The sequence below is a fragment of the Clostridium mucosae genome, assembly GCF_024622765.1.
Lineage (GTDB): Bacteria > Bacillota > Clostridia > Clostridiales > Clostridiaceae > Clostridium.
This window is the reverse complement of sequence record NZ_JANKAF010000020.1, coordinates 12,660-31,931: the sequence shown is the minus strand read 5'-3', so window position 1 is coordinate 31,931 and position 19,272 is coordinate 12,660. Positions and strand designations below refer to the sequence as shown.

Genomic DNA, 19,272 nt, shown 5'->3' with positions numbered 1-19,272 from the left:
TTTTTGTCATTATATATATATAATTTGACTTTAATTTATTTCTACTCTTTAATTTTTTAAATTTAATGATATAATTATTTAGACATCAATCGGTGCGGGCGGGTGAGGGATAAAGAAAAGAGGTTTTTACAGAAAGGATGGACAAATTATTTAAACTTAAGGAACACAAAACAAATTTCAAAACCGAGCTAGTAGCTGGTTTAACTTCTTTTTTTGCTGCAGTATATATTATTGTAGTTAATGCTAGTATTTTAAGTGATGGAGGTATATCACAGGAACCACTTATAATAGCAACAGTACTTGCTTCATTTGTAGGATGCTTACTAGTATCTTTTATGAGTAATACTCCACTTATAATTATGCCAGGTATGGGAATTAATGCTTTATTTACTTATACAATTGTACTAAGTATGGGATTATCATTTAATCAAGCATTAGCAAGTGTTGTTATGGCTGGTATATTATTTTTAATTGTTGCTACTACACCCCTAGCTAAAATACTAGATACATCTATACCTAATTCATTAAAAGAATCAATTACTATAGGAATAGGATTGTTTATTACATTTTTAGGTTTTCAAAAAGGAGGTCTAATTATTTCTGATCCATCTACAATGGTTAAAATTGGATCACTTTCAGATCCAAAAGTTATATTTTTTATAGCGATGTTTTTATTAACCGTAGTATTATTTGCTAAAAATATTCCAGGTGGATTTTTAATAAGTATAGTTGTTGGTACAATAGCTGCAATTTTATTAAATCTTGTTGATACTACAGGATTAAAATTTTCATTACCTAATTTTAATGAATATAAAGGAATTCTATTTAATATAGATTTAAGTGCATTTTTCACTATTCCTTTTTGGATTTCAACTTTTTCATTAACTTTAGTTTTAATTTTTGAAAATATAGGTTTATTACATGGACAAATAAATGGACTTTTACAAGCTCCTGAAAAGCAAAATAAGGCTTTAAATGCTATAGCAATATCAACAATAGCATGTGGCTTATTTGGAACAAGTCCTTCTGTTTCTACAGTTGAAGGGACAGCAGGAATAGCAGCCGGTGGAAAAACTGGTTTAACATCATTAATTTCAGGATTACTACTTCTGATTTCATTATTATTCATTCCGTTTATAAGCTTAATTCCTAATGAAGTAATTGCTCCAATTTTAATTATTATAGGGAGTTTAATGATTAAAGGAATAGTTCATATAGATTTTAATGATATTTCAGAAGCAATTCCATCATTTTTAATTATTGTTTTAATACCACTTACATTTAGTATAGTAGATGGTATTGCATTTGGATTTATCTCATATACAATGATGAAACTTATAACAAAGAAAAAAGATCAACTTTCAATTGTAATGTATATAATTTCATTTGTATTTATAGTATATTTTATACTACATAGTATTTAAATATAAGGCTAGGAATTCCCTAGCCTTTAATTATATATTTATTAAAATCATTCAAGAAGTCTTCTAATATTAATGCAGTAATGCCCCAAATAACATAATTTTGATATTCATAAAATAATGATCTATATATTCCTTCTTTAAACTTATAATTCTTGCCTCCATTTATTAAATCATAAGGAAAATCATCACATCTATTAACTATAATTTTACTATTCTTGATTCTAGGTTCATTGTTTAATAGATAATCTAATGGTACTAAAAATATATGATCTACTTCATCTTTATTAATATTTACATGATCAAAGTTTTTAATATATCCTACAAATGGATGTATTAATAAACTATAGTGAGTAACAAGTATATTAAGTGGAGCTATTATTTCAAAATCTTCATTTGATAGCCCTAATTCCTCACATACTTCTCTAATAACGGCTTCCTTTTCATTTTCTTTTAAGTCTATTTTTCCTCCTGGCAAAGAAATATCTCCCGGTTGACTTCTCATATGCTTAGCTCTAACTTCAAAAACTATATTTAATTTATCTTCTATTTCTACAAATAAAATTGCAACAGAAGCTCTTTTCATTTTTTCCCATCCATTTATATATGGAATATTATTATGAAATTTTTTAATAACATCATTTAGCATCTTTCTACTCCCTTTATTTCTACATTAGTATAATATAATCTAAAACCAAATTTTATATAATTAAATTTTTATATTTTTAATTGAAAACATTTAGATAATTTGAACATTTATTACATTTATTGTATAATATTGTTATTATTACACAGGGGCGTGATTTTATGAAAATAAATAACTGCTATGAAGCAGCATTAAGAATGTTTGAGCTTTCTGAAGAATTAAGTATATTATTAGATCAAAATCAAAAAGCAAATACATCTCGAGAAAAAGAAATCTTATCTAGTAAGATTGATAGAGCTGAAATAGAATTTTTAACTTTAAAACATTCTTTAGACAAAATACCATACGAAGAAAAAAAATTATCTATTTTTAATTTATAAAAATTTATTCAATAAAGCCTCCATAGAATTTCTATGGAGGCAATTTTTTATCCTTTAATTATTTTATCAATAATTTCTACTCTTTCATCACCTAAATATGGATATAGCTTTAATGATATCTTACCATCTTTATAAACTCTATCTCCATTTGCATCAACTATTTTCTTGATTTTATTCTCTAAATCATCATAACTTAATAAATATTCTAAGTAATTGTCTACTAAATCTTTTAAGCAAGTTGCTAATTCTTTTGGATTTCTATATACGGCTCTCATGTTTATCTCCTTAATACTTTTCTAAAGTTTTATAAGCTAATTATAAATACTACAAGAGTTTTTTTCTAGTATTATTTTAAAAAAAATTTCACATTTTATACATATTGCTAAAAAAACTATTTCTAGCCCTATGTAAATTATAATAAATAACCTTTTTTTATTGTAACTTTTTAAAGCTATTTAAATAATCTCAAGCTAATTCTTAAAATTTTTAACAAGTTCAATTTTTCATATAAAACCAATTTCAATTAAAAATGTTTATTTCTGAACTTTTTTCTCCCTTAGTTTCATAAACTTTAACTTTTCCATCATTAGAAATCCATGAAATTGCCTCTTCAGTAAATTCACTTTCAGTTTTAATTGGAACTATTAAATACTCCCCTTCTTTTATGCTGTCAGATATTTTTTCATAATTAATATCTCTTTGGTCCTTTATATAATCACTAGAATTCAATCCTTTGGATGCATTTATTTTATGAATCCTTATATCCTTAGCTTCTGATTTTGTAGTCATTATATAAATCGAATCTCCTTCTCTATCTACTGCAACTGCTAATGCCCCCTCTGAACTTAAATCTTCTTCTACTTTTTTTATTAAATCCTCAATATTTACACTTTTTTCCTTAAACGAAGCTTTTAAAATTACAGTATCATCATTATCATTAACAGTTCTTTGTTTATCTTCGCTTTTATCAGAGATATTAGATTCAGCTTTATTATAAATTTTTTTGTTACTACAAGAGTAAAATGTTGAAATAACTAAAAGCAATAAAATTATAATCTTTTTCATATATTTTCTCCTAAGTCTAAAAATTTTTATATAATTAGTATTCCAAATTTTTTATAAAAAACTTAGTCATATTTAAATTGTTAAATTTTCAATCAAATAATTTAAGTTAAAAATGGAGCTATGTTAAATTCATTAACATAGCTCCATTTTCCTTTAACCAATCCTTACTTTCTTTATAGTTAGGATAGTAAGACTCAACTAATTTCCAAAATTCTTTCGAATGGTTCATTTGCTTTATATGGCATAATTCATGAATAATTATATAATCCATAACAAATTGCGGCATAAGAACAAGTCTCCAATTTAATCTTATTTCTCTTTTCGAATTACAACTTCCCCAAAGACTTTTCTGATTTTTAATAATGATCTTACTAGGTTTTATATAAATATTATTAGAAATATCCATTACCCTTTTCCCAACAATATCTATTGATAATTTCTTATACCAGCTTATTAATAATTCATTAATATACTCCCTACTTAAGTCTTTACTATTTATAGTTATATTAATATTATCCTTAAAAATATTATTTTCATCAGATTTATTTATTATTAAATTATAATATTTTCCCTGAAAGATAACTTTATTATTAATATAATCTTTTTTCTTTATCTTATCAAGAGACTTTAATATCCAATCACCTTTTTTAATGATTAAGTCATCAATATAGTTATTATCTATTCCACTTGGTGCAAATACTTTTATTTCTCCACTATTTTCTATTTTTATAGAGATATTTTTCTTCTTTTTAAATATTAATAAATACTCAATAGTTTGATTATTAAAAATAACTTTTCTCTTCATAATAACATAAATATTTTACTTTATAGACTTCTTTGAATTTGGTAAAAAGCTAAAGAAAATCACTACTGACAACATTAGTAATATAAATCCTAATATATACATTCCAGAATATCCAAACCTTCCTTGAATTAAGCTATAAATAGAAGGATATATAAAATTAGAACCTCCAGTACTTAATACAGACAATACTGCAAATGAAGTAGCAACTAAATGCTCATCCAATATCTCTCTTAAATATTTAAATAAGAAGCTTAAATATAATCCATACATTATTCCATGAAGTTGATCTCCTAAGACTACAAGAAAAACACTTCCACTTGATAATAATAATACTTTAATTGCAGCTATTGATAAAGCAATAGTAAGACACTTTTTACTATTAGCATTACTTAAATATTTACCAATTATCATAAATGCAAAGAATTCAATTACAACCCTAAAACTTATTGATGCACTATATATTTCATTTGCTTTATTAACATCACCAACTATGTCTACTAAGTAAGAAGAATAAGCAAAGTCTAAGCCCATATAGCTCCCCATGCCTAAAAATACTACTATTATAAGAAATATAATATTCTTGTCTTTAAATAAATCTGCTATTGTTGCGTTATTTTGTTTTTCGTTTATTTCTATATCATCCTTAAACTTTAGAAGTATGACTAACATCATTGCACTAACCATAAGTAGTGCTAAAATATGTAATATTCTATATCCAAAATTATTTATTACAATACCTGCAATAAACACTATACATGCATATCCTATAGAACCCCATTTTCTTATATCAGAAAATTCATATCCATTTCTTATTGATAATTCTTCAATGTATACTTCAAATATTCCTGCTACTGATCCAAGTAAAGAACCATATATAGGTGCAAATATTATAGATAAGTTCTCATTTATAAACATAAGTCCTACTATAGATATAAAAACGCTAATTAAATAAATTAATATAAATCTATTTTTATTTTTTACTTTAGAAAACCTATTTGATAATATAGGTTGTGCAACTAAAGTAAATAATGCCCCTATCGATACCACTCGTCCAACTTCTCCTAATGATAAACCAATTTCTTGATTTAAATAAGGAAAATAAAAAGTTGTTAATATACTAAAAACTCCAAATGTCAAAAAAGTAGTCATATTATAATACTTCTTCATTCGTACTACCTCCATTTCATTATTACTACCTGTAAATTCTATCATTTGTACATACCAATGTAAATAATAAGCATTTAATTAACAACTAAATAAAATGCTATCTTATAAATCCAAGATAGCATTTTTACTATTTATTATTTACTATTTAGTACTCCATAATCCATGTAAGTTACAGTATTCTCTAACTCTATCTACATTACCACTTACTTTAAATGTAGCTTGTGGTTTTTCACCTGGATTTAATTCTTTTCTTAAAACTTCTCCATCTTTAGTTATAACTTCTACCCATTGAATAAAATGCTCGTCCACCATTGGATGTTCAACTTCTCCAACTTTAACTAAAAGTTCTCCATTTTTTTCTACAGCTACAGGTATATGCTTTTCTACAGCAGCATCAACAGTGTTTTCATTTAATAATGTCATTGGTTTGCCGCAACATACTAAAGTTCCCATTGCTTCATTTAAAACTTCAACCATTGATCCACAAATTCCACATTTATATACTTGTAATTTCTTTACCATAAAATTCACCCCTTATTTAATATATAATTTAATATATATATATTTTACTATACTTTCCCAATTTTTCAAAAGCGTTCTTATAACTCTAAAGCGTCTTCTGCTAAGGTTCTTACGTAATTATAATCATTAACTTCAAAATACTCATAATATATACTAATTTTCAAATTTTTCATCAGATTGTTTAATCTATTTACTAAAATTTCCGTTCCAGGACTCACATCAAGCTTTCTACCATTTAGATATTCTACAAGCATTAAATTTGAAACATACACTATAATACTGGTAGCATTATTAAACTTTGATATTTCATCTATACCTTGCAATATAGCATAGATTTGCGCCTCTGAGCAAGTTCCTACCCCTACATTTCTTGAAAATGAAGTTTCTTCTCCATGATCACTTAAAATTACACCACCAATTCCAATATCACTTTGAAAATTTCTAGTATTTTTACATTTACCATTTACATAAAGTCTATACTTCATATATCCTCCACTTATAAACTTATACACTATAAAAATATTCTAAATTTAAGTTTATTATTCTCTTATTGATATACATAATATAGAAATTTAAAAATTAAATATTATATTAATATACATTTTATATATCTCATTGTTTTATATTACTTTATAAAAATAAATAACTACTTTAATCCCAACATATTATTTGTATGAATAAATAGTATAAGTAAATTAATTGCTTTTTTTACTTTTATTTTTTATACTAAATAATAAATAATTAATATTCTGGAGGATTTATGAAAAGTTTATTAAATAAAAATGATACAATTGGACTAATATCATGCTCAAATGGTTTAGATATAAATATGATTGAGAAAATAGACGAATTAATTTCTATATTATCATCTATGCAAATTAATGTTATAAAATCTAAATCATTATTTAAAGATAAATTCGGAATTACTTATGATGCTAAGATTAGAGCAAAAGAGCTTATGAATTTATATATTAATGAAGATATCAAAATTATATTTGATTTATCTGGTGGCGACTTATGTAACGAAATTCTTGATTATTTAGATTATGATATTATTTCAAAATCTAAGAAACCTTTCTTTGGATATAGCGATTTAACTGTAGTTTTAAATGCATTATTAAAACAATCAAATACTGTTAATTATAACTACCAATTAAGAAATCTTATAAGGGAGAATTCTATAAAGCAAATAAATAATTTTAAAAATAGCATTTTAGAAGGAATTCCTGATTTATTTAACTTTAATTATAAATGGATTCAAGGAAGTTCTATGTCTGGAACTGTTATCGGAGGTAATATTAGATGCTTTTTAAAGTTAGCTGGAACAAAGTTCATGCCAGATTTTAAAAATAAAATACTTTTTCTTGAAGCATTAAGCGGAGATGTTAATAAAATATCAACCTTTCTAACTCAATACAAACAAATTGGAGCTTTTAATAATATAAGTGGAATTTTATTAGGTACATTTACCGAATTAGAAAAAGATCCATCATCACCTAAAATCGAAGATATAATTATAAAAATAATTGATAATCCTAATATTCCTATTGCTAAAACAGATGAATTAGGTCATGGTTCAAATTCTAAGTGTATAGGTATAGGAAAGGATTTATACATAGATTAAGGTTTACTTATACTTAGATTTCTTGCAATAATATTCCTTAAAGTATATAATTTTAACAAGGATAAACAATATTGTTTATTATAAGTATTCTAGTGAGGTGAAATGATATGTTAAAAGAAGAACTAAAAAAGAACGAAATAGCTGCTATGAAAGCTAGAGATAAAGCTACTGTTAATGTTTTAAGACTAGTTAATTCAGAAATTAAAGCTTTTGAAGTTAATGAAAGAAAAGATATTTCAGATGAAGATGTTATAAAAATTATAGAAAAGCAAATTAAACAACTTAAAGAAGCTCTTCAATATGCTATTCAATTAAATGACAATGACAAGATTGAAGAAGGAAATTTTGCAATTAATTTATTAACTCCATATCTTCCAGCACAATTAACTGAAGAAGAAGTTGAAGCTATGCTTAAAGAAATAATTACAAATGGTAATTATGGTCCTAAAGATATGGGAAAAATAATGAAGGAAATAATGCCAAAAGTAAATGGTAAGTTTGATAGATCAAAAATTAATCCTATGGTAAAAAATATATTAGGTTAAAAAAAACCTCTCTTAATGAGAGGTTTTCTTTATATTTAATTCAACATGTGAACCAATGTATTTGGAAATTCATTTTTTAATGTTTTAACAAGCTTTACTGCATTACATTTATTATACTGTCCTATCATTATTCCTTCCAAAACTATGGGTAAATTCACTCCAGATAATATAGTGAATCTATTACAATCATATATAGAATTAATTAATGATAATTTGAAGGGACTTCCGGAAAATAAATCACAAAATACTATTATATCTTCATAACATCTTAACTCTTCTAAAACCAATTTAATTTTGTTATCTAATTCATAAATACTATCACTATCAAGAAAGTCAATTGCCTTAACATTTGAATAAGTTTTATCAACCAACTTACAAGCACTATACATACCTGTTGCAAATTCACCATGCCCAAGAATAATAAAACCTACCAATTAGTCACCACCAGTTTTCTTAATGCTTATATAATAATATTATATGTTTTTTATATAATAGTGTTTAAAACTATAAATTAATTTATTTACCTTCTGCCTTATCTAACTTTTTATTATAAATATACATATAATAAGATGCAGCAAAAATAATAAAATATCCAATGAAACTTAGTGTATCTGGTAATACCCCAAAAATCAAAAAGCTTATAATAGCTGAAAATAAAATATTGGAATAATCAAAAATAGAAATTTCTTTTGCTGGGGCATATTTGTATGCAATAGTTATACCAAATTGGCCTATACTTGCAAATACACCAGCCATTAATAAATAAAAAAGTTGCTGAATAGTCATAGGAGTATATACTGCCATCATAAATGGGAAAATTACTATCAAAGAAAATAATGAAAAATAAAATACTATTGTATAATGCTTTTCTCTTCCTCCAAGTACTCTAAGACAAGTATATGCCCCTGCAGCAAAAACTGCACCTAATATTCCCATAATAGCTGGAATCATATCTAAATTAAAACTAGGTTTTATTATAAATAATGTTCCAATAAAAGCTATAATAATCGCCATAAACTGTTTATAATTTATCTTTTCACTTAAGAACAATGCTGAAAAAATAATTACAAAAAACGGACTCAACTTATTTAACATATTTGCATCTGATAAAACTAATTTATCAATTGAATAGAAATTTAAAACTATTCCTACTGTTCCTAATGCCGATCTTAATAATAAGACCTTTTGATTTTCTTTTTTTCCAAAAAAACTTTCTTTATTCTTTATAATAAAAAATAGCGCTATTATGCAAGATACTAAATTTCTAAAAAATGTTTTTTGAAAGGAAGGTAAATCTCCTGCTAGTTTTACAAAAGCAGACATTACCGCAAATCCAAAGGCTGAAAATACTAAAAATAGTATACCTTTAGTTCTATTACTTAAATTATTCATATAATCACTCCTTACTTATATATTACCATATTATTAATATATTATAAAAAATTTAACACCCTAGAGTATTATTCTCTAAGGTGTTGTATTACTACTCTTCTATTTCGTTAATAAACTCTTCTTCTGTTTCAGTTTCAATGTATTTTCCATTAGCATATCCTATTATAAGGCCATCTCTTCCGCCACATTCTCCTATACATCCTACTTCTACATTATCTTTTCCAAACTTCTCTTCTAATTTTTCTATATCTATTCCTGAACATACTGGGCAAACTGATATCATTTTTCAATCTCCTTCTATCTTTATTTAATTATTAATTAATTTTATTATATTAATAATGATTATTATTTACAAATCTTAATTATTTTAATAAATTTTATTTATCTATTAAAATCTTTAACTTTCTTAATATTAATCGAATTTTTACAGTTTTTAATTTTATAAAATTAAATTTTCATCAATAATATTTAGCAAAATTCTTTTCATATTTTTTTTACAAATACAATATCACCTAGCTTATTGCTATATACATCTAACTTATAATCATATATTAATTTTTTCTTTGAAATGTATTTTTTCTAATTTCTTCAGATTGTAAAATATAAAAGCAGACCTTAGTCAGATCTGCTTCCATAGTGTATACTTATTAATTTTATTTAAATATTTATTACTTATTTATTAACCTTACAGTATCTCTAGCAATCATAAGCTCTTCATTAGTTGGAATTTCATAAACTTTTACTCTTGAATCATTAGTTGAAATTTCTTGAATTTCACCTCTTACAGCATTTTTTTCGTCATCTATCTTAAATCCTAAAAATTCAAGACCATTTAAGCATTCCTTTCTAGTTAAAGAAGAATTTTCTCCTATACCAGCAGTAAATACTATAACATCTACTCCACCCATTATACCTGCATATGCTGCAATTTGAGCTCTAACTTTATAGTGGAATATATCTAATGCAAGTTTAGCTCTTTCATTTCCTTTATTAGCTGCTTCAATAACATCTCTAAAATCTGAAGATACTCCTGAAATACCTAAAACTCCAGATTTTTTATTTAGTAATTCATCTATATCACTAATTTTATATCCATGTTGTTCTGAAAGGAAACTGATAACTGATGGGTCTATACTTCCTGATCTAGTTCCCATCATTACTCCTGCTAAAGGTGTAAAGCCCATAGAAGTATCTATTGATTTTCCACCTTTTACTGCTGCTAATGAACATCCATTGCCTAAGTGGCATGTTATAATTTTTAAATCCTTTATGTCTTTTCCCATTACGTCTGCAACTTTTTGAGATACGTATTTATGTGAAGTACCATGGAATCCATATTTTCTTATGCCATACTTTTCATAAAGCTCATATGGTAGTGGACATATATAAGCTTCCTTTGGCATAGTTTGATGGAATGCTGTATCAAATACTGCTACCATTGGTGTATTTGGCATAAGCTCCATACAAGCCTCAATACCAACTATATTTGGTGGATTGTGAAGTGGAGCAAGAGATATACAATCTCTAATTGAATCTAATACAGTGTTATCTATTATAACTGAATGAGAATATTTTTCTCCTCCATGAACTACTCTATGCCCAACAGCACCAATTTCATCCATTGATTTAATAACGCCATGGTCTTTGTTAACTAAAGCTTCTAAAACTAACTTAATTGCCGCCTTATGATTTGGCATAGATTCTCTAATAATATATTTATCTTTACCTTCAACTTTTTGAGTTAATATAGAACCTTCAATTCCTATTCTTTCTACTAATCCTTGTACTAATGAATTTTCTGTTTCCATATCAATTAATTGATATTTTAAAGATGAGCTTCCGCAATTAATTACTAAAGTCTTCATAATTATTCTCCTTTGCATTCATTTGTTTCATTATTTATATAATACACTAAAAATCTATATATTCAAATTGATAGATTTTTCTATATTTCTTAAATAAAAGTAAAAAGGGCTATATATTCAGCCCCTTCCTCTATTTTCCTGAAACTTCCACGCCATTTAACTTTATGGCTAATGGTAATTTATAAGATTCTAAATTTTGTACTTCTTTAGATAAAATAAAATCACCTTGAACATCTTTTATATTAGCAGATAATGACCCTCCAGTTAAAGGAATTATATTATCTCCATCCTTTAATAAAGCAAGTCTAATTTCACCAAAAAAATCTCCTGTTAAAGAATCCATTTGGAAATCTGAAAATTTAATAATGTGAAGATCTCCATTTTTTATCATATCATTAAAAGGTGTGTTTCCTGCCGATATTATTGCCCCATCATATTCACCAATTGGCTCTAATCTTAAGTAGTTCATAAATCTTGAAGATCCATATATACTCTTTAATTCACAATTATCAATTAAAGTTCTATCTATCAATTTAACACCTTCATTACTAAATGGTACGCTAGATGTTAGTTTAATGTTTATTTTATCTCCCTTTACATCTTTTCCTTGAACATTACTATTTATCTTGAAATTTGAGTATCCTTGGTAAATCATTGAAGCTTCAGAATTTTCCAAGTAGTAGCTTAATAATGTTTTCACTTCTTCACCTGATAAAATTACATTATAGAAATCTGTTTTAGGTGGATTTAAACTCTTTTCTCTATAACCGGTATTTATAATTGATTCTTTAACTTTTAAACTTAGCTCATCTTCTTCTAAATCATTATAACTAAAGCTATTATATAACTCTACATCTTCTTTATCTATCCATTGAGTTACATATTCTCCATTAGTGCTATATTTTGTATATTCTATATCAGTTCCATTAGATCCTACAATTTTCTTTCTTACCTTTTCAACAAAGATTTCTGCTGAATTAATAAATCCCTTATCTATATTATTATTTCTAAATAGTGCTTTTTCTAATTTTATAGCATTTTCTTCCAAAGTACTTTCAGAAAGTTTGCTTTCAATTAAAATTTTTTCATTTTTATTCCCCTTAGGTAAATCATAATATTTATTCTTAACTAATGAAGCAATATAATATCCTTCTTCAATAGCTTTATCTATCTCCTCCTTTGTCATTGAGGGATATATAGTTAATGTAGTTTCTCCTTTAAATTTTTCTCCATTTTCATCAAAATTATTAAATATTTTAACTGAATAATTCAATAAATGCTTTGACCTCTTCATATCAAGTGAATCTTTTATAAAGTAAAGTTCTACATCTTCGAATTCAGTTTCTGAAACTATATATTCTTCTATATTATGTTTCTTTAATAATTCTTTAATTAAATTTATCATAAAATTCACCTCTATCCCAATCTAGCCTTACATTTTATATAAGGCCCACCTGCTGAAACTTTAACAAATTCTTTATAACCTTTTCCACAATATCCTGTACCACTAGTTCCAAATTCACTTGATATCATTGAAATAGATTTTAACAAATCAGGAACATATCCTGTAATTATTATAGGTGAAAATATCTTTCCAGTTAATTTACCATCTTTTATTTCCCTTCCTATATTTGCAATACATTGAATCCCCCAATTTTTAGGATCTTCCATTCCGCTTTCTGCAGAATCTATTAAAAATCCATATTTTACTGATTTTATCATTTCTTCTACAGTACTATTACCATATTCGATATAAGTATTAGTCATTCTAGTATAAGCTTTTCTATCAAAACTTTGCCTTCTTCCATTACCAGTAGTTTTTTCATTTAACGCTAAAGCCGTCAAGCTATCATTTATTCCAGTTTTTAATATCCCATTTTTAATTATTATAGTGTCACTTGCCATATTCCCTTCATCATCAAAGAAATAAGATCCTGTTTCTTCTATAGATGCTGCTCCATCATGCATAGTAACTATATCTGATGCAACATACTCTCCCATAAAGTCTTTGGACTTTGCCCTATCTTTTAAAAACATGTCCATTTCTACACCATGTCCAAAAGCTTCATGAACTATTAATCCAGTGATATCTGGAGTACATATAACATCATATTCACCTGGCGTAATCTTTTTAGCAGATAGAAGTTTGACTGTTTCATCTACAAGTTCATTTGCAACGCCATTCATTTCATTTAATAATTCTCCACCCTTAGCACCTGAAAAAATTCTTGTTCCAATTTTATTTCCATTTTCATCAGCAGCTATACAAAGGCACATACCATTTCCCCACATTAAACTTTGCTCTAAGTCCTTCTTAGAAGATAAAAATATTTTATTAACGTTCATATATTCGTAAAAAGCTCGAAAATCTACTACATTATTATTTAATGATAATCCTTCATTTTTTATTTTTGATAATGATTCCAATATATTTTTATCACCAATATCTTTAGGATGAATTTTTATTTCTGTTCCTTTAGAGAATTTTATTTCATCTTCATCTATAATCTGATAACTATTAATATTATTATTAGTAGAATTTTTTGAATTGTTTTTTATTTCTTCAATTATGCCATTAAAATTTTCTTTATTAATATAATTAAAAGCATACTCTGAATAATTTACACCATTATAAACTTTTACAACAAATCCTCTTTCTATAAATGCCCCATCATTTATACTTACTGTATTTTTAGACACAATAAATCTTTTACCAAAAGAATCTGTAGCCAAAATGGATACATATTTAAAATCTTTTAGTAACTCTTCTAAAAGATTATTTAAAATAGGTTTTATTTCTTTCAAATATTTACTTATTTCTAATTTCATATTATAGCCTCCTTTTTTATTAAGTTTATCACTAATAAATACTACAGTCCACATTATGGTAAAAAATATTAGTATTAAATATAAATTAAATAAAAGTATTTTTGTTTAAAAATACAAATCTTCTATAATTATATATTAATTAGAGGATTTATTCCTTATAAAAGGAATTAGAGTATATATAACTTGATTATGGAGGATTGCACATGTTTAAAAACTATATATTTGATTTGTATGGAACATTAGTTGATATAAATACAAATGAAGATTCACAGCTACTTTGGGAAAAGTTAGCTCTATTTTATTCATATAAAGGAGCAAATTATTCTAGTAAAGAATTATATTATCAATATTCTCGTTTAATACGTTCTAATTTAAAATTAAATACAAATACTAATTTTCCTGATTTTAATATAGAAGAAATATTTAAGGAACTATTTAATAAGAAAGCTATTTTTCCAAGTGATGATACAATTAGAGATACAGCACAAATATTTAGGGTCCTATCAATAAATAAATTATCTCTTTATAATGGTGTTATTGAATTTTTAGAAGATCTAAAATCTAAAAATAAAAATATATATCTATTATCTAATGCTCAAAGAGTTTTTACTCTTTATGAAATGAAATTGCTCGATATTGATAAATATTTTGATGAAATATTATTTTCTTCAGATTATTGTGTTTGTAAACCAGATAAACTTTTTTATAATTCATTAATTGAAAAATATAATTTAAATCCAATTGAAAGTATAATGATTGGAAATGACTATATTTGTGATATACAAGGTGCAAAAGAAGTAAAATTAAACACCTTATATATTCATTCTAACTTATCTCCTGATTTAGTTGATGACGTTAATAGTAACTATTCAATTTTAGATGGAGATTTCAATAAAGTTAAACCCTTAATATTAAAATAAAAAAAGAGAACTTATAAAGAATAGTTAAACTTTATAAGCTCTCTTTTTTGTAAATAATTATATTAATATATTTGGAAGTCTATTTTTCAATTCTTCTAAGTCTGAATTATTTCTTTTTGCATAATCTTCTAATTGATTGTTATCTATTTTATAAACATCGAAATACTTAGCTACAATATTTGCAAAATATAATCCACAAACTGATGATGGAGGATCAATCATATTACTTTCCGTAACTTTTGCACCAGTTGATTCTTCTCCATTCAATAACTTAAATATCTTTCTTATTTCTTTGTGATCCTTCATTGATGGATAACCTACAGCTGGTCTTATTCCTCTATACTTTCCAGAAAGTAATTCTTCGTGATTTAACCTTTCTTCACTTGAATAACCCCAATAATATTTTCTAACATCCAAGTGTAATTTTTCTGCAAAAGCTTCTGCTAATCTATCACAAACAAAACTTAAAAGCATAGAACTATAATCATCTCCATTTTCTTTCAACTTCTTTGCATATTGTCTTGCCTCAGTTCCACTTGTAACTAAGAATGCACCAATATAATCATCAATTTCTAATTCTTTTGGAGCTATATAATCACTTAAAGAAAGATTAATATTATTTTCATTTTTCTTTTGTTGTCTAAACATATTAAAAGTTTCTATTAAATTGTTATCTTTATCAAAAAGCATTATATCATCTTGGTAAGAGCTTGCTTTAAACAATCCAAATACACCTTTAAGCTTTACTATTTCGCTATTTTCTAAATCATTTAATAACTTATTTGCATCTAAATAAATTTTCTTTGCTTCTTTTCCATAATTATCATCTTCCAAAATTTTAGGGAATTTCATTTTCATTCCCCAGGCTGCAAAAAAGAAACTCCAATCTATAAAAGGCCTAACATCTTTTATAGTATAATTATAAATTTCTTTTACGCCTAAAAAATTAGGTTTTTTAATATGAGTATTTTTCCAATCTATTTTAAGTTTATTTTTCCTTGCTTCTTCTAGAGAAAGAAATTCAAGTTTCAGATTTTTATAATTTTCTCTTTGCACTCTATACTCTTCCTTAGTTTCCTTTATAAATTTATCCTTATCACTTGATATTAACTTCTTACAAATCTCAACAGTTTTAGATGCATCATATCCATAAATTACTGGTCCACTATAATTCGGATCTATTTTTAACGCTGTATGAATTTTAGAAGTAGTTGCACCTCCAATAATAAGTGGAATATTTAGGCTTCTTTTTTCCATTTCCTTTGCTACATTTATCATTTCATTTAAAGATGGAGTTATCAATCCACTTAAACCAATTATATCAACATTTTCCTTAATTGCTTTATCAATTATTTCTTCACACGGAACCATAACCCCTAAATCTATAACTTCAAAATTATTACAAGATAAAACAACCCCAACTATATTCTTTCCTATATCATGAACGTCACCTTTTACAGTAGCTATTAATATCTTTCCATTCATAGTAAACTTACCATCGTTTTTACTATTTATATATGGTGTTAAAAAAGAAACAGCTTTTTTCATGACTCTTGCAGATTTCACTACTTGTGGTAAAAACATTTTTCCACTTTCAAATAATGAACCTACCTTTTTCATTCCACCCATTAATGGCTCTTCTATTATCTGCAAAGGATTGTCATATAATTTTAATGCTTCTTTTAAATCTTCTTCTATATAATTAGTGATTCCTTTTACTATAGAATAATCTAATTTTCCCTTACAAGCTAAATTTCTCCAGTCATCTCTACTTTCTTCATCTTCTTTCGAATCGTTTTTATATAAAGATGCAGATTCTAAAAGTATTTCATTTGCATTTTTAGATTTATTTAAAACAACGTCTTCTACTAACTTAAGTAAATCTTTAGGGATATTATCGTATATTTGAATCATACTTGGATTTACAATCCCCATATCCATGCCATTTTTTATGGCATGATATAAGAAAACTGAATGCATAGCTTCTCTTATTTTATTATTACCTCTAAAAGAAAATGATAAATTACTAACTCCACCTGAAACCTTAGAATATGGTAAATTTTCTTTTATCCACTTAGTTGCATTTATAAAATCTAAAGCATAATTATTATGTTCTTCAATTCCTGTAGCTATTGCTAAAATATTTGGATCGAATATTATATCCTCTGGTGGAAATTTAACTTTATTCACTAAAAGATCATAAGCTCTTTTACATATACTTATCTTTTTTTCATAGCTATCTGCTTGGCCTTTTTCATCAAAAGCCATTACGACAACTGCTGCTCCAAAATCTTTAATAATCTTTGCTTTCTTTAAAAAGTCTTCTTCTCCATTTTTTAAAGAAATAGAATTTACTATATGTTTTCCTTGAATTACTTTAAGACCTTTTTCTATAACTTCCCATCTTGATGAATCAATCATTATAGGTTTAGCTGAAATATCTGGTTCTGAAGCTAAGAGTTTTAAAAAATACTCCATTTCTTTTTCACTATCTAAAAGTCCATCATCAAAATTTACATCTATTATTTGAGCACCATTTTCAACTTGTTCTTTAGCAATTTCAAGAGCTTCTTCATATTTCTTTTCCCTAATAAGTCGTGCAAACCTTAAAGATCCTGAAACATTTGTTCTTTCTCCAATATTAATAAAATTACTTTCTTTATTCACCTTGGTTATTTCTAATCCACTATATACACTTTCTATTTCAATTCCTTTTACAAGTCTTGGTTTATAGTTTTTAGCTATATTTGCAATTGCTTTTATATGTTCATAAGTAGTTCCACAGCATCCACCTACTATATTTAGATATCCTTCTTTTAGCATTTCTTCAATACACTTTGACGTTATTTTAGGTGACTCATCATAAAGTCCTAATTCATTAGGCAACCCTGCATTTGGATAAACTGATATAAATAACTCCTGAGTTTCTGATAATTCTTTTATAAAAGGATTTAAATCTTTCGCTCCAAAAGAGCAATTTAGTCCTATTGAAATGATATTTTCATTTTTCATAGAAGCAGCAAAAGCAGAAAGATTTTGTCCTGATAAAATCCTTCCTGATTTATCGGATATAGTTCCAGATATCATTATTGGAATAACTTTATTTTTTAATCTGAAAACATCATTAGCCGCCATAATAGCAGCTCTAGCATTTAAAGAATCAAAGATCGTTTCTATTAAAACTAAATCAATGCCACCATCAATTAATGCACCAATTTGTTCTTCATATGCCTCTTTTAACTGGTCAAAAGATATATTCCTATACCCAGGATCTTCAACGTCTGGAGATAATGATGCCATTCTATTTGTTGGCCCTATAGATCCTGCTACGTACCTTTTTTTGCCATCATTTTTTGAAAAATCATCACAAGCCTTTTTAGCAATCTCTGCACTTTTATAATTTAAATCGTAAACTAAATCTCCAAGCCCAAAATCAGCTTGAGATATTCTATTTGAATTTAATGTATTAGTTTCAATTATATCTGCACCTGCTTCTAAAAATCCTCTATGTATTTCATCAATTACTTCTGGCTTTGTTATACTTAACAAATCATTATTTCCTTTTTGATCTAGGTTGAAGTCTTTTAATAAATTCCCCCTATAATCAGATTCCTTCAACATAAATGATTGAATATTAGTTCCCATTGCCCCATCTATTACTAAAATTCTCTTTTCTAAGTCTTTAACTATTTCAAAATTTCTCTTCATTATATAGCCCCCTTATAATATCGATTAATAATATTTAAAACTAACATCAATATTTTTAGAAATAAAAAATCCCTTCTAAATAAGAAAGGATTATATAAAAATTATATATAAATTCTATTACTCTTATTTTTCAGAAAATCTGTAGGATTTAGCACCACACTAGAAAGTAGGTTGCTGGGTTTCAAAGGGCCAGTCCCTCCACCGCTCTTAATAAGATATTATTTTTATATAATTATATAATCTCTTTCATTTATTGTAAATATATTTCATTAAATAAAAAAATCTAAGTTTAGATTATATGATATTGAAATAAAGATTTAACATTTAATTAAATTATAATTTATTTATATAAATAGTATTTTGTAATTTATATAAAATGTTAA

At 25.8% G+C, this 19,272-nt stretch carries 19 protein-coding genes and 1 riboswitch; of the genes, 5 read left to right on the top strand and 14 right to left on the bottom strand.

The window, feature by feature from the left end; genetic code table 11:
- Window positions 1-137: 137 nt before the first annotated feature.
- On the top strand, window positions 138-1,424 hold the full coding sequence (locus NSA50_RS16640; RefSeq protein ID WP_195428206.1) for an NCS2 family permease: 1,287 nt from the start codon (window positions 138-140) through the stop codon (window positions 1,422-1,424).
- Between the two features lie 19 nt (window positions 1,425-1,443).
- On the opposite strand, the gene NSA50_RS16635 is transcribed toward NSA50_RS16640, so the two are convergent.
- Window positions 1,444-2,070: an NUDIX hydrolase gene (locus NSA50_RS16635; protein ID WP_195428207.1), complete on the bottom strand. Its 627-nt coding sequence runs from the start codon at window positions 2,068-2,070 to the stop codon at window positions 1,444-1,446.
- Window positions 2,071-2,228: 158 nt separating this feature from the next.
- Here NSA50_RS16635 and NSA50_RS16630 point away from each other — a divergent pair, with 158 nt between their 5' ends.
- A complete protein-coding gene (locus NSA50_RS16630) occupies window positions 2,229-2,447 on the top strand; it encodes a hypothetical protein (protein WP_195263071.1) in 219 nt (72 codons plus the stop codon).
- 47 nt (window positions 2,448-2,494) lie between these two features.
- Here NSA50_RS16630 and NSA50_RS16625 read toward each other — a convergent pair whose 3' ends face one another.
- The 6 genes from NSA50_RS16625 to NSA50_RS16600 all read right to left on the bottom strand — a co-directional run bounded on the left by NSA50_RS16625 (window position 2,495) and on the right by NSA50_RS16600 (window position 6,491).
- A complete protein-coding gene (locus NSA50_RS16625) occupies window positions 2,495-2,722 on the bottom strand; it encodes a TIGR04540 family protein (protein ID WP_195263070.1) in 228 nt (75 codons plus the stop codon).
- A gap of 244 nt (window positions 2,723-2,966) precedes the next feature.
- On the bottom strand, window positions 2,967-3,512 hold the full coding sequence (locus tag NSA50_RS16620; protein WP_195263069.1) for a hypothetical protein: 546 nt from the start codon (window positions 3,510-3,512) through the stop codon (window positions 2,967-2,969).
- Window positions 3,513-3,630: 118 nt separating this feature from the next.
- Window positions 3,631-4,317 carry a M48 family metallopeptidase gene (locus NSA50_RS16615; protein WP_257446898.1) on the bottom strand — a complete coding sequence of 229 codons (687 nt, stop codon included), beginning with the start codon at window positions 4,315-4,317 and terminating at the stop codon, window positions 3,631-3,633.
- A 15-nt stretch (window positions 4,318-4,332) separates the two neighbouring features.
- On the bottom strand, window positions 4,333-5,484 hold the full coding sequence (locus NSA50_RS16610; protein ID WP_195263067.1) for an MFS transporter: 1,152 nt from the start codon (window positions 5,482-5,484) through the stop codon (window positions 4,333-4,335).
- Window positions 5,485-5,625: 141 nt separating this feature from the next.
- The gene (locus NSA50_RS16605) at window positions 5,626-6,006 is read right to left on the bottom strand and encodes a desulfoferrodoxin (protein ID WP_257446897.1); all 381 of its coding nucleotides are present in this window, start codon (window positions 6,004-6,006) and stop codon (window positions 5,626-5,628) included.
- A gap of 77 nt (window positions 6,007-6,083) precedes the next feature.
- Complete coding sequence (locus NSA50_RS16600; RefSeq protein ID WP_195263065.1) at window positions 6,084-6,491, bottom strand: ribonuclease H family protein; 408 nt, start codon at window positions 6,489-6,491, stop codon at window positions 6,084-6,086.
- A gap of 275 nt (window positions 6,492-6,766) precedes the next feature.
- On the opposite strand from NSA50_RS16600, the gene NSA50_RS16595 reads away from it, so the two are divergent.
- The gene (locus tag NSA50_RS16595; RefSeq protein WP_195263064.1) at window positions 6,767-7,630 is read left to right on the top strand and encodes an LD-carboxypeptidase; all 864 of its coding nucleotides are present in this window, start codon (window positions 6,767-6,769) and stop codon (window positions 7,628-7,630) included.
- Window positions 7,631-7,737: 107 nt separating this feature from the next.
- Window positions 7,738-8,175 (top strand): GatB/YqeY domain-containing protein, encoded by a 438-nt coding sequence (locus NSA50_RS16590; RefSeq protein WP_195263063.1) that lies wholly within the window; start codon window positions 7,738-7,740, stop codon window positions 8,173-8,175.
- 35 nt (window positions 8,176-8,210) lie between these two features.
- On the opposite strand, the gene NSA50_RS16585 is transcribed toward NSA50_RS16590, so the two are convergent.
- The 6 genes from NSA50_RS16585 to NSA50_RS16560 all read right to left on the bottom strand — a co-directional run bounded on the left by NSA50_RS16585 (window position 8,211) and on the right by NSA50_RS16560 (window position 14,261).
- On the bottom strand, window positions 8,211-8,609 hold the full coding sequence (locus NSA50_RS16585; RefSeq protein ID WP_195263062.1) for a PTS sugar transporter subunit IIA domain-containing protein: 399 nt from the start codon (window positions 8,607-8,609) through the stop codon (window positions 8,211-8,213).
- 82 nt (window positions 8,610-8,691) lie between these two features.
- A complete protein-coding gene (locus NSA50_RS16580; protein ID WP_195263061.1) occupies window positions 8,692-9,567 on the bottom strand; it encodes a DMT family transporter in 876 nt (291 codons plus the stop codon).
- A 91-nt stretch (window positions 9,568-9,658) separates the two neighbouring features.
- Window positions 9,659-9,850, bottom strand: coding sequence for a DUF1450 domain-containing protein (locus NSA50_RS16575; protein WP_195263060.1), 192 nt, complete (start codon window positions 9,848-9,850; stop codon window positions 9,659-9,661).
- 385 nt (window positions 9,851-10,235) lie between these two features.
- Window positions 10,236-11,432 (bottom strand): acetate kinase, encoded by a 1,197-nt coding sequence (locus tag NSA50_RS16570; RefSeq protein ID WP_257446890.1) that lies wholly within the window; start codon window positions 11,430-11,432, stop codon window positions 10,236-10,238.
- Between the two features lie 130 nt (window positions 11,433-11,562).
- Window positions 11,563-12,837, bottom strand: coding sequence for a metallopeptidase TldD-related protein (locus tag NSA50_RS16565; RefSeq protein WP_257446887.1), 1,275 nt, complete (start codon window positions 12,835-12,837; stop codon window positions 11,563-11,565).
- An 11-nt stretch (window positions 12,838-12,848) separates the two neighbouring features.
- Complete coding sequence (locus NSA50_RS16560) at window positions 12,849-14,261, bottom strand: TldD/PmbA family protein (protein ID WP_195263057.1); 1,413 nt, start codon at window positions 14,259-14,261, stop codon at window positions 12,849-12,851.
- Between the two features lie 203 nt (window positions 14,262-14,464).
- Between NSA50_RS16560 and NSA50_RS16555 the strand changes: the two genes are divergently transcribed.
- Window positions 14,465-15,181 (top strand): HAD family hydrolase, encoded by a 717-nt coding sequence (locus NSA50_RS16555; protein ID WP_195263056.1) that lies wholly within the window; start codon window positions 14,465-14,467, stop codon window positions 15,179-15,181.
- A 57-nt stretch (window positions 15,182-15,238) separates the two neighbouring features.
- Here NSA50_RS16555 and metH read toward each other — a convergent pair whose 3' ends face one another.
- Window positions 15,239-18,889: a methionine synthase gene (metH, locus tag NSA50_RS16550; RefSeq protein WP_257446881.1), complete on the bottom strand. Its 3,651-nt coding sequence runs from the start codon at window positions 18,887-18,889 to the stop codon at window positions 15,239-15,241.
- A gap of 120 nt (window positions 18,890-19,009) precedes the next feature.
- A riboswitch (SAM riboswitch) is annotated at window positions 19,010-19,106 on the bottom strand.
- Window positions 19,107-19,272 lie beyond the last annotated feature (166 nt).